10 protein-coding genes are annotated in these 11,462 nt (G+C 42.0%); 8 read left to right on the forward strand and 2 right to left on the reverse strand.

Going from position 1 to position 11,462, the window contains the following annotated elements:
• The first annotated feature begins 53 nt into the window (after positions 1–53).
• The 4 genes from IQ276_RS20525 (at position 54) to IQ276_RS20540 (ending at position 4,933) form a co-directional block, all read left to right on the forward strand.
• On the forward strand, positions 54–221 hold the full coding sequence (locus IQ276_RS20525; RefSeq protein WP_171974237.1) for a hypothetical protein: 168 nt from the start codon (positions 54–56) through the stop codon (positions 219–221).
• Positions 222–619: 398 nt separating this feature from the next.
• On the forward strand, positions 620–2,245 hold the full coding sequence (locus IQ276_RS20530; protein ID WP_193920467.1) for a serine/threonine-protein kinase: 1,626 nt from the start codon (positions 620–622) through the stop codon (positions 2,243–2,245).
• 149 nt (positions 2,246–2,394) lie between these two features.
• Positions 2,395–4,209 carry a serine/threonine-protein kinase gene (locus IQ276_RS20535; RefSeq protein WP_193920475.1) on the forward strand — a complete coding sequence of 605 codons (1,815 nt, stop codon included), beginning with the start codon at positions 2,395–2,397 and terminating at the stop codon, positions 4,207–4,209.
• 508 nt (positions 4,210–4,717) lie between these two features.
• Positions 4,718–4,933 carry a hypothetical protein gene (locus IQ276_RS20540; RefSeq protein WP_190881504.1) on the forward strand — a complete coding sequence of 72 codons (216 nt, stop codon included), beginning with the start codon at positions 4,718–4,720 and terminating at the stop codon, positions 4,931–4,933.
• Positions 4,934–4,965: 32 nt separating this feature from the next.
• On the opposite strand, the gene ribD is transcribed toward IQ276_RS20540, so the two are convergent.
• On the reverse strand, positions 4,966–6,177 hold the full coding sequence (gene ribD, locus IQ276_RS20545; RefSeq protein ID WP_235115832.1) for a bifunctional diaminohydroxyphosphoribosylaminopyrimidine deaminase/5-amino-6-(5-phosphoribosylamino)uracil reductase RibD: 1,212 nt from the start codon (positions 6,175–6,177) through the stop codon (positions 4,966–4,968).
• A 479-nt stretch (positions 6,178–6,656) separates the two neighbouring features.
• On the opposite strand from ribD, the gene IQ276_RS20550 reads away from it, so the two are divergent.
• The 4 genes from IQ276_RS20550 to IQ276_RS20565 all read left to right on the forward strand — a co-directional run bounded on the left by IQ276_RS20550 (position 6,657) and on the right by IQ276_RS20565 (position 11,177).
• The gene (locus IQ276_RS20550) at positions 6,657–6,992 is read left to right on the forward strand and encodes a thioredoxin family protein (protein ID WP_190881502.1); all 336 of its coding nucleotides are present in this window, start codon (positions 6,657–6,659) and stop codon (positions 6,990–6,992) included.
• 255 nt (positions 6,993–7,247) lie between these two features.
• On the forward strand, positions 7,248–8,486 hold the full coding sequence (locus IQ276_RS20555) for an LL-diaminopimelate aminotransferase (protein WP_193920889.1): 1,239 nt from the start codon (positions 7,248–7,250) through the stop codon (positions 8,484–8,486).
• A 403-nt stretch (positions 8,487–8,889) separates the two neighbouring features.
• Positions 8,890–9,951 (forward strand): NF038130 family PEP-CTERM protein, encoded by a 1,062-nt coding sequence (locus tag IQ276_RS20560; protein WP_193920887.1) that lies wholly within the window; start codon positions 8,890–8,892, stop codon positions 9,949–9,951.
• Positions 9,952–10,754: 803 nt separating this feature from the next.
• Positions 10,755–11,177, forward strand: a complete 423-nt coding sequence (locus tag IQ276_RS20565) for a response regulator (protein WP_190881500.1) — start codon at positions 10,755–10,757, stop codon at positions 11,175–11,177.
• A 21-nt stretch (positions 11,178–11,198) separates the two neighbouring features.
• On the opposite strand, the gene IQ276_RS20570 is transcribed toward IQ276_RS20565, so the two are convergent.
• The gene (locus tag IQ276_RS20570) at positions 11,199–11,378 is read right to left on the reverse strand and encodes a hypothetical protein (RefSeq protein ID WP_190881499.1); all 180 of its coding nucleotides are present in this window, start codon (positions 11,376–11,378) and stop codon (positions 11,199–11,201) included.
• Between the last annotated feature and the right edge of the window lie 84 nt (positions 11,379–11,462).

Consider the following 11,462-nt stretch of genomic DNA (forward strand, 5'->3'; position numbering starts at 1 on the left):
CGGATTACTATATAGAGTCAATAATTTACCTTTAAATATTGAGGTATGAAATCATGCAAGAAATTGAGAGATTCTTTGGTAACTTATTCAGTAGCATACTCAACCGCTTTAAATATTCTGCAATGGACGCTACTGAGCGAAAAATCAAAGAAACCGTCGATCAACAGGTTGAACAACATCGACAAAGATCCAAGCCTAAGGATCAAGAAGACCGCCAGTAGAAAAATCTTTTGGTGGGAAATTTAAATCAGGGAATACTGGTAACTGTTAATACTATTGTAGTAACCAGTAATACCGTTGACGAAAATCTTTACAACATATTTATCGACTGTAGGGGCGTACAACTGTACGCTCCTACATTTGTATATGTATTAAATATTTGTTACCACAGAAGGGCGTGGCGATCGCACCTGCAAACGGTCAAAACAGAAATATTTGCGTCACTAAAAGCATAGCGCTTCCTAATTATTGAGTGGGCAGCGCTATTTTCTCATCCTTACTCTCTCACACGTATTATATTCAGTAATGTTTATATTGTTGGTAATTAAAAAAATCAGATACAAACTAAAGTAGATAGAACAATACGACAAAACACCCTCATAATTACCAGTGCTAATTTATGCAAACACTGCTAAACAACCGCTATCGAGTTATTCGGACTTTAGGAAGCGGTGGGTTTGGTGAGACTTTCTTAGCCGAAGATACCCAAATGCCTTCTAACCGTCGCTGTGTAATTAAACAGCTAAGACCAATTCAAAACAACCCGCAAATTTATCAGTTGGTGCAAGAAAGATTCCAACGCGAAGCGGCAATTTTAGAAGACTTAGGCGGCACAAGTAACCAAATTCCCACCTTGTATGCTTACTTTCAGTCAGATGGACAATTCTACTTGGTTCAAGAGTGGATAGAAGGTGATACCTTAACAGCGAAAGTCCACGAACAAGGCTTATTAAGTGAAAGCGCCGTCAGAGAAATATTAATAAATTTATTACCAGTACTAGAACAAGTACACAATCAGCGGATTGTCCATCGAGATATCAAGCCAGATAACATCATTTTGCGTCATCGAGATCATAAGGCGGTGCTGATTGATTTTGGTGCTGTCCGCGAATCAATGGGAACAGTAGTGAATTCCCAAGGGTTACCTACGAGTTCGATTGTGATTGGTACGCCGGGATTTATGCCAAGCGAACAAGCCGCAGGTAGACCAGTTTATTCGAGTGATTTATATAGTTTGGGAATGACAGCAATTTATCTTCTCACGGGAAAACAGCCACAAGAATTGGAGACAGATTCACGTAGCGGAGAAATTATTTGGCACAGACATGCTTTGAGTATTAGTCCTACATTAGCAGGAGTGATAGATCGAGCGATCGCCTACCATCCACGCGATCGCTTTGCCACAGCCAGAGAAATGCTAGACGCCTTGCAATTTGGGTCATTTCCTCCAACAGTATCTTACAATCAACCACCAGTTCCCCCAACAATACCTTACAATCAACCGCCAGTTCATCCAACAATACCTTACAATCAACCGCCAGTAGTTAACCTACAGCCTCCTGCAACACTGCATACAGTTGCTGTTAGTCCAGGTTCTACTAGTCAACCTAGCAATCAAAATAACGGACAGAAGGGAATGCTTCTCGGTAGTTTAATTGCTGGTGGTTTAATTGGTAGTTCTATAGTTATTGGTTTTGCTCTGAATAAATCAAATCAACCAGCAACGCAGTCTACAGGCTCATCAAGTGAACTTTCGGCAAACAGTAATGAAACAAAAAGCGTCGTACCATCAGTAAGTTCTCAACAACCTGTTGATTCTCAAGTTGTGCAAGAAACTACACCACCTGTTCAACAACCTGTTGATTCTGAAGTTGTGCAGCAAACTACACAACAATCCTCTCAACAAATTAATCGACCCTCACCAGAACAAGCAGTGGAAGATTATTATGAAACTATTAACAATGGCGAATATCAAAACGCGTGGAATCTTTTATCTCCTAGCTATCAAAATAATAAACGTCTTCATCCCAATGGTTATCTCTCCTATGTTGATTGGTGGGGAGGACAAGTGCAAAGCATAGATGTTAAACAAGTGAGTTTAGTAGAAACTAATTCAGAAACAGCTATAGTTGATGCTCAATTAAAATACTTTCTGAAGAATGGCAAACAATCACCTAGTTCTGTGCGTTTCTCACTTTTATGGGATCAGGGAAATAGTAGATGGGTTGTAACTGAGGCAAAATGAATGTTTCAGCCATGCCAAAAAAGGCGGTGTCAAAAAATTTGGCATGGACGGGATATAGCCCGCCTCTATCTCGTCAAAGTATCTGATGTACATTTAGAAAGGGCGATGTCTGACGACAAGCCTCAGCTTGTCTTTGGTTGTAATCTTTCATGACAAGAACGTTGCTGAACAATCGCTATCAAGTTATCCAGGTAATCGGTGCTGGTGGGTTTGGCGAAACCTTCCTCGCAGAAGACACCCACATGCCTTCTGGGCGCCGGTGTGTAATCAAGCAACTCAAACCGATAACCAATAATGACCCGCAAACTTACCAAATAATCCAAGAACGGTTTAAGAGAGAAGCAGCAACCTTGGAGTATTTGGGCGAAAGTTGTAACCAAATTCCCAAACTCTATGCTTATTTTTCTGAGAATGGGCAATTTTACCTTGTCCAAGAATGGATTCATGGACAAACCTTAACGAAAGTTGTTGAAGCTAAAGGATTTGAGAGTGAAACTGCTGTTCGGGAAATCCTTTTGAGTCTGCTATCAGTTTTGGATTATGTCCACAGCAAGGGCATCATTCACCGGGATATCAAGCCTGAGAACATCATTATCCGTTCTGTTGATGGCAAGCCAGTTTTGATTGATTTTGGTGCAGTTAAAGAAACAATTCGTTCGGTGGTGACTTCTCCAGGATACCCCACGCGATCGCTCGTCATTGGTACGCCTGGGTATATGCCTAGCGAACAAGCCGTTGGGCGTCCAGTTTACGCCACTGATATCTACAGTTTAGGCTTGACGGCGATTTATTTGCTGACTGGCAAACACCCGCAAGAACTACAAACCGATTTGCAAAGTGGCGAAATACTTTGGCAACACCACGTCCCTAATGTGTCTGCTGAATTAGCGGCGGTACTCAATCAAGCAATTAAGCCTCATGCAGGCGATCGCTACAGTACTGCGAGTAAAATGCTACATGCGTTGCAGTCTCCTAGTTATATTGTCCCAGAATCACCTACAACTGCCAACACAATCAGCTTGTCTCCCACTGCTACATCAACTCGACAAACCCAGCCATTGTATTCCCCCCAAAAAACTCCAATTTCCACTCCTGGGAACTGGCAAAAACCTGCTGTGATTGTTGGTAGCTTGCTACTAGGTGGCTTGATTGGTGCATTTGCCATTTCTGGTATGAATCGTCAGCAACAACTACAGACAACCATTGCCACAACTCCCACTCCATCCCCAGAATCTCTTCCCACTCCTACACTTACCAATCCAGCTATTTCTTCCCAACCTCCTCTAGTCCCAGTTGTACCCATCTCACCACCACAGCCACAAGTAACTCCCGAACCTCTGCCAACCTTTAATCCCCCAGTTGCATCCACACCACAGCCAGAAAATGAGCCTGTGCCTTTAGAGACTCCAACACCAGTAGCAACACCAACACCAGAACCAGAGAATCAAGCCGCGGTTCCCACACCAGAAGCACGTTCTACACCACAGAAAAAGCCGCGCAGTAAATTAGCTGCTACTGCCAGTAGACAAAGCGTTCCCGCATTTCCCACAGGTACATCCAGAAATATTGTAGAAGCTACCCTTGGCAAACCAAGGAAAGATTTAAGAGGTGCGTGGGGTAATACCCGTGCTGTTGTTTACAAACTCGTACCAAACAAAATAGACCTTGGCTACTTATTTGATCGTAATTCCCAAATGCTGCGTCAAACGGAGGTATCTTTTGCCGAAACAGTAGACCCACAAGTAATGGAAGCTACCTTAAATGGACTCTTAAATGGGCAAGCTACTGAAGATATTAAGCAGGGACTGAAACAGGTACAAGACCGCCAATCTGATAATTTTCGCTTCAAGAATGGCTCAGTTAAGGGTCAGATTATCCGCCAAGAATGTGATTTTATTTACATTAGCATTTGGGACGCAGATTTACATGATTTTGTGAGTCCATCTACAGGTAGAAAATGTTAATTTTTTGGCAGAAATTAATTTCAAACATTAAAATCAGTAGCCATAACCCAGAATCTTTGGAAAATCAGCCTTGGTAAGATTTCTGGATTTTTTTGTTGATTATTAAGTTTGGTTATCAAAGTCTTCCTAATTCACCAACTCTGGATTCTAGATTCTAAATCATTAAGATTTTTGTATCCTACAACACAGATAAACTCTTCAACAAAGAACTTAAAAAATTCTGCTTCTTGAGCCGAAATCAACACAATTTCAGTCTTCCCAAGCACAAAAACTAGGTTTTTAAGATTAGTAAATTTTTGTTCGAGGTTTTGGGAATAAACTCATAAAATTCTATCTTTCCCACGTCCAATGCCCAATGCCCATTTTCAATTCTGAATCTTCATAAAGTTATAAATACCATTATTAAGTTTTTAATAATACTTGTCTCAGCTTCCACATTCATGTCGTAAAGTGCGATCAAAATTGTGTAATCTGAAAACAGCTAAGCTAATGATTCTATTGAGGTCTGATGACTCCTACAATTATGCGTCAGCTTTGGTCTGTGGTTGAAACCGCCCAAGCTAAGCTCCTCTTACAACTTGATGATGCTAGCTTGGTGCAGTGGTTGGTGAAACAAACCGAAACCCAAATTTTGTTAAATTCTAACGAAACTGATTATCTGTGCCACTACATTCAATCTCGGCTAGCACTCATACGTGATATTGCTCATGAACGTCAGTGTTGATAACAGCAAAATCACTAAATTCTGATTCCTTTTCATGATTGACTTATTTGGGGGAAATAACCTTCCACTAAGCAGTCAGAGCCTACTACACGCCAACGAACACGTTCTAAAGATAGTGCCTGAGTCATGGTAGTAAAACCTAAATCGCCCACAGGTGTGGGAGCAATGCTACCACCAATGATTTTCGGGGCAATGAATGCTAAGACTTTTTGCACTGCTCCTTGAGCGATCGCACTAGCAGCTAAAGTACTACCACACTCCCACAACACACTACAAAAACCCCGTTCGTATAAGTACGCCATTGCTTTATCTGGTGTAAGTGACGTGAATTGCACTACCTCCACCCCCTGTTTGAGCAACAGTTCTTGAAAATCAGGGTTAGCGCCTTCCTCTGTCAACACCAAAGTTGGAGCATCCGCAGTTTGCCACAGGCGGGCATTTTCCGGTAAGTTAAGATGGCGACTCATTACCACCCGCAGGGGATTATGTGCCCCCACCTGATGGCTAGTTAAGTAAGGATTATCAAGTCGTACTGTATTACCGCCGACAATTACAGCATCACAAGCCGCCCGCAGTTGATGTACTTCAGTTCGGGAATCTTGGCTTGTTACCCAAGCGCTGTGACCAGAGGTAGTGGCAATTTTGCCATCTAAAGTCATGGCATATTTTAAAATTCCCAGAGGTCGTTTGTAGAGAATGCGATGAACAAAGCCTTCATTAATCTGACGACAAGCTTCCTCTTCTACTCCTACCACGACTTCGATCCCCGCCGCACGTAAACGGGCAATACCCCCTCCAGCTACTAGTGGATTGGGATCAACCATACCCACTATCACCTTTGCCAATCCTGCTTTAATCAAGGCTTCCGAACAAGGGGGAGTGCGTCCGTGGTGATTACAAGGTTCGAGACTGACATAAATTGTTGCGCCCTCAGCCCGAACTCCTGCTGCTTTCAAGGCAAACACTTCTGCATGAGGCTCACCTGCACGAGGATGAAACCCTTCGCCGACAATCTCCCCATCCTTGACAATCACCGCTCCCACTAGCGGATTTGGTGAAGTACGCCCTAACGCGCGGCGAGCAAGTTCCAAACACCGCTGCATCATCCGAGAGTCAAAGTCACTTCCGACTTTTTCCTTTGGTGGTGACTCTGAATCGGTATTCAGCCGCATTAAAGGTGTATTTTCCTGAGGGTAATTGGGTAGGGATGCATCCGCTTGAGCGACCACTGGGAAATTATCCATAATTTTAGGCAACACTGTAAATATTTTGCACGCACGGGCGCAGCCTTTTGGCAAGAGAATCGCGCTTTGCTCCTGATAATTAAACAGAGTGTATCCAGGCGCTATTATTTGGCTGTTTGAACTTGCATCAGCCTTTAATATTTACATTTCACTTTATACCAATTTGAAAAAAGAATGCGACAAATACATTGGGTAGGGGCGCACAGCTGTACGCCCCTACAGATGATCGATGTGTTGCAAAGATTGTTTGAATTGGTATTAACTTAAATCTATAACAATTCTCATTTGAATAAGGTACATAAGTAAGGCACACCAATGACTAATGTTGTATCCCTACGATGATCTGTACTATTGTCTCAGCACTCAGCAAGAACTTTAGACTTCAGACTTACTGAGATTAGAACTTCGGTGACTCAGGACTCAGTTTGGGATAGAGTATTGTGTGTGCCAACTTTGATCGCCACCTGATGGAGACTGCAATGAGTAAGGCTGTAACCACCATAACTGATGCTGATTTTGAAACTGAAGTGTTAAAAGCCGAGCAGCCTGTATTAGTTTACTTTTGGGCTTCCTGGTGCGGCCCTTGTCAATTGATGTCGCCCATGATTAACTCAGCTGCCAGTGCTTATAGCGATCGCCTCAAAGTCGTTAAAATGGAAATTGACCCCAACCCACTCACGGTTAAACAGTACCAAGTGGAAGGTGTCCCCGCCCTCAGGCTAATTCAAGGAGACAAAATACTAGAATCCACTGAGGGAGTCATCGGCAAAGAAAAATTACTCAGCCTTCTAGCCAAGCATTTAGATAGTAATTAGTCATTGGTCATTGGTCATTGGTCATTGGTTATTGGTTATTGGTTATTGGCCATTCGACTTTGGACAAATGACAAAGCGCAAAGTCTCTTACAATATTTCTTCCGATAGAGTAGCGATTCGCCGTGTCACCGAGCGTCTGGCAACTCTTGGAGACCCTCCGCAAACGCCATCTCGTACTCCTACGGTGAAGCAAGCTAACAAGAGTGTCTCCATCAAAAGAAGGCTACAGAACTTTGTAACAAATGACAAATGACAATGAGTAAAATACAGTTTGCAAAACGTTTACAGCCCCTACAATCTAATGTATTTGCTGATATGGACAAAGCCAAAGCAATTGCCTTGGCCGCTGGACAACAGCTAATTGATTTGTCCTTGGGGTCTTCTGATTTACCAGCCGAGGCACATGTGATTGACGCGATCGCCCAGTCTCTTCACGATCGCACCACCCACGGCTATCTCTTATTTAATGGCACTCAAGGCTTCCGGGAAGCCGCAGCCAACTGGTACCAACAAAAATTTGGCATCGCAGTCGATCCCCAAACAGAGGTACTACCCCTGATTGGTTCTCAAGAAGGTACCGCCCATTTACCCCTAGCATTGCTCAATCCCGGAGATTTTGCCCTGTTGCTCGATCCCGGTTACCCCTCCCATGCTGGAGGAGTCTACCTCGCTAGCGGGCAAATATACCCAATGCCACTAAGGGAAGAAAACGGTTTTTTACCAGTGTTTGCCGATATTCCCGCCCCAGTTTTGGCTCAGTCGCGGATGATGGTGTTAAGTTATCCCCACAACCCCACAGCGGCGATCGCTCCTTTATCTTTCTTCCAAGAAGCTGTCGCCTTCTGTCAGCAACACAATCTCGCCTTAGTTCACGATTTCCCCTACGTGGATTTGGTATTTGAAGAGAATGGCGATTGGGGACTGGGGACTGGGAAAGATTTTTCCCAATACCCAATACCCAATACCCAATCCCCAGTACCTTCCATTTTGCAAGCTGATCGCGAGAAAAGTATCTCCATTGAATTTTTTACCCTTTCCAAGTCCTATAATATGGGCGGCTTCCGCATTGGCTACGCCATCGGCAATGCCCAGTTAATTAACGCTTTACGCCAGGTAAAAGCCGCTGTTGATTTTAACCAATATCGGGGAATTTTGAATGGGGCGATCGCTGCTTTGACTGGGCCTCAAATTGGAGTCAAAACTGCTGTCGCTACCTTCCAGCAGCGCCGTGATGCTTTCATCACTGCTTTACACCGCATTGGTTGGAATGTTCCCACTCCCCACGCCACAATGTACATTTGGGCAAAGTTACCTTCACCTTGGAGTCAAAACTCCGTCGAATTTTGCACCCAGCTAGTCAAACAAACTGGTGTAGCCGCTTCCCCAGGTGCAGGTTTTGGCAAATCAGGAGAAGGATATGTCCGCTTTGCTTTAGTACATGAGCCAGCTTTGTTAGAAACTGCTGTGGAAAGAATTGCTAAATTCCTGAATTGAATTTCTTCTCAAAGTCAACGCTAATGATTTTTTGCGGCAAAGTCTATGGCTAGAATGTGCGGTAGGGTCGCACATCTGTACCTACCGACAAATACCTATTTTTTACTAAAATAAACATATGTAACTTAAATTACTATTAAATTTTTATTAAATATGTAATTTTACGCATAAAAATCGAGAAATATTCGTCATCATTTCATTGATAATCAGCAGTAACTTTACCCAATCAAGTCTCCCCGTTTCTTAAACTGGGTTTGTACGCTCAGCTACCAAAGATGGCTAACAATACAGGCCGCTTTTCTAAGCAACAATGTTGCCAAAAAGCCTGTAGCCAAGACAGTCCAAGCCTAGAAACAGTAGTACTTTAAACCTTAACTTTCAAACCGACGGAGACTTGAAAAAAATGAAAATGACTTTTCAGAAACTTGTGATTGGTGCATCGATGGCTATTGGTGTGAGCGCTCTTGCAAGTGCCCCAGCACATGCTACATCTTTTAGTTTCAACAATGCAAATGAAATTAAAACATATACTGGTGGATCTAATGGTAGTTTTATCGCAAATAATACTGTAGCTGCCTCCCAAGCTTTGAGTGATGGTAATGCTTCCTCTAACGTCGAGCTTTGGTATAGTACCGAAAATCCCACTTCTAACGTTGGTTTCACCGCCACACAAGGAAACTACAGTGCTACCGTTAGCAGTGTCACCGCTGATGACTGGAGTACTTTTGGTTCCAAGTGGCTGGGTGATTTGTTGAGTACTTATACTCCATTCCAGTCAGTGTGGAATGGGTTTTCAACAAATACCAAATCATTAATAACGAGCTCTTTTTCTTTATTGGGGATGGGAGATCCGAACGTTGGTAGCTTCCAATTTGGTCAAAATGGCGGTGTAGGACTGACATTGGTTGGTCACTTGGATGTCAAGACTAAACTCTTAGCTACAGTTTCTGATAAGCTTAATGCTGCGTATACTACACCAGTGAGTAGTACAAGTACAATAACACTGAAATCACTATTGGGTAATAAAGATATAACTCTAGTAAACGTTTCAGATGTTGACGCTAAGCTTTTAACACTTAAAGCAGCGCTGAACTCGTCTCTAACTCCTGCTGCTACAAAAGTAATGCTACAAGCTCAAATAACTCAACTGACATCATTCAAAGAAGTACTGAGCTTGCAAGCGACATTAACCACCTACCAAGGTGAAATCGGAGCTAGTGAAATTGCCAAAGTAGTTACTGGTGGTCAAACTTACTACGCCTATAGCTTTAACCCCACTGCATCCGGAATTACAGCCTCAGATGATGGTGTATCCTACAGTGCATATTATACCTGGAACACACCTGGATACATCGCTCCCCCACCTCCTTCAAGCTCAGTCCCAGAACCATCAGTAATACTTGGTTTGCTGGGTGTTGCTGGTGTCTTTACTACCCGACGCCAAGTAAAAAAAGCATCTATTTGAGACGGCGGGCGCAACTGTACAAACTGATTAGGGAGCTATTAGCTCCCTTTTTTATGAATATTTTTCCAATTATTCAGACGTTATATTCCAATACGGTTCAGTTAAGCATTTCTTCCTTCTCTTTGCGTCCTTTGCGTCCTTTGCGGTTCGTTAAAAAAATTGAGTTTGACAAAGACTTTTAGCCTTAGCCCTCTTCTGTCACTTTCCGGGAGGGCGATCGCTAGAAGCCTCATGAGGCAATCAATACAAGCTATACTATTAGAAAAAAATCGGTCTTGTATTTGTTATTAGAAAATAATCGCTCGATCGCAGGCTATACAAAAGCTCTAGAATTCAGAAATGGCAAAAGTTTTCGGAGAGTGACAGAAGAGGGTTAGGGAACTCCAAGAAATAAATTATCCAATATTGTGGGGTGGGCATCTTGCCCGCCCTATGGACTGGGCGGGCGAGACGCCCACCCCACAAGAGTTAATTGAATATTTTTTTATTTGGAAGTCCCTTAACTGAACCGTATTGCGTTATATTCCCTTTGGGATTTTCCACAATATCCAGATGAAAACCGCTCTGGGAGGGCATTTACCCTAACAGCAGATTGTTTAATCGGATGAATAATAAAAGTTTTGTTAAGAAAAGCTTAATTTTTTATTATTATTTTATTTTTAAATAATATGGTTTAATTATACCACTATAGCTAAAATTACTATATTATAAGCTTTAACTACATTATTACATAACTCAACTTTCTATTCATTTGACAATTCATCTGGCAATAATTGGCTTGTAACTTAAAATAATGATTTCCAATGACAGCACAATTACTGAATATAAATCAAGAATTCCGGTCAAATCAAGCTAGACGAATTTTATTAATCGAAGACCACGATCTCAATAGGATGTTACTCAGTGACTACCTGAATTATTGTGGGTACGATGTCCAGAGTTTATCGGAAGGTTCTGGTTTTTTTTCAACCATTGAGAAATTCCAGCCAGATTTAATGTTACTCGACTTGAAATTGCCAGATGTTGACGGTTACTCGCTCTTAAAACAAGTCCAACAAAAACCTGATTTGTCAAAAATACCTATTATTGTGGTTTCAGCCTTTGCTTTTAAAGCAGATCGAGAATTAGCTCTCAGTTTGGGCGCACGTCACTATTTTGTCAAACCTCTAAAACTCAAGGATCTGATCCTGACAATTGAACAAGAGTTTAGTTATCGTCACAGATAAACTTTTCTACTAGATATATATTTATTCTACTTTTTGCTCAGCAATGAACTCTTCAACACGCTGACTCAGATTTTGCACAGAATTACCAATTTTTGAAATTTTATTTTGTACCTCTGCTAACAATAAAACTGTTGCTTGCAACTCATTGAGCGTTTCAGCCATAGCCTCACGGTACTGTGCTTCAAAGTCTTGCAGATTCATAATTTAATTTTTTGTAATTATTAAAATAGTTATATTTTCAATAATAAGCATAAATTTAACTGACTCAATCAGTTAATTCCCTTA

The organism is Desmonostoc muscorum LEGE 12446 (assembly GCF_015207005.2).
Classification (GTDB): Bacteria; Cyanobacteriota; Cyanobacteriia; order Cyanobacteriales; family Nostocaceae; genus Nostoc; species Nostoc muscorum.

Coding starts and splice junctions, on each gene's coding strand:
- IQ276_RS20525 (WP_171974237.1), top strand. CDS start 54: ATGCAAGAAATTGAGAGATTCTTTGGTAACTTATTCAGTAGCATACTC.
- IQ276_RS20530 (WP_193920467.1), top strand. CDS start 620: ATGCAAACACTGCTAAACAACCGCTATCGAGTTATTCGGACTTTAGGA.
- IQ276_RS20535 (WP_193920475.1), top strand. CDS start 2,395: ATGACAAGAACGTTGCTGAACAATCGCTATCAAGTTATCCAGGTAATC.
- IQ276_RS20540 (WP_190881504.1), top strand. CDS start 4,718: ATGACTCCTACAATTATGCGTCAGCTTTGGTCTGTGGTTGAAACCGCC.
- ribD (WP_235115832.1), bottom strand. CDS start 6,177: ATGGATAATTTCCCAGTGGTCGCTCAAGCGGATGCATCCCTACCCAAT.
- IQ276_RS20550 (WP_190881502.1), top strand. CDS start 6,657: ATGAGTAAGGCTGTAACCACCATAACTGATGCTGATTTTGAAACTGAA.
- IQ276_RS20555 (WP_193920889.1), top strand. CDS start 7,248: ATGAGTAAAATACAGTTTGCAAAACGTTTACAGCCCCTACAATCTAAT.
- IQ276_RS20560 (WP_193920887.1), top strand. CDS start 8,890: ATGAAAATGACTTTTCAGAAACTTGTGATTGGTGCATCGATGGCTATT.
- IQ276_RS20565 (WP_190881500.1), top strand. CDS start 10,755: ATGACAGCACAATTACTGAATATAAATCAAGAATTCCGGTCAAATCAA.
- IQ276_RS20570 (WP_190881499.1), bottom strand. CDS start 11,378: ATGAATCTGCAAGACTTTGAAGCACAGTACCGTGAGGCTATGGCTGAA.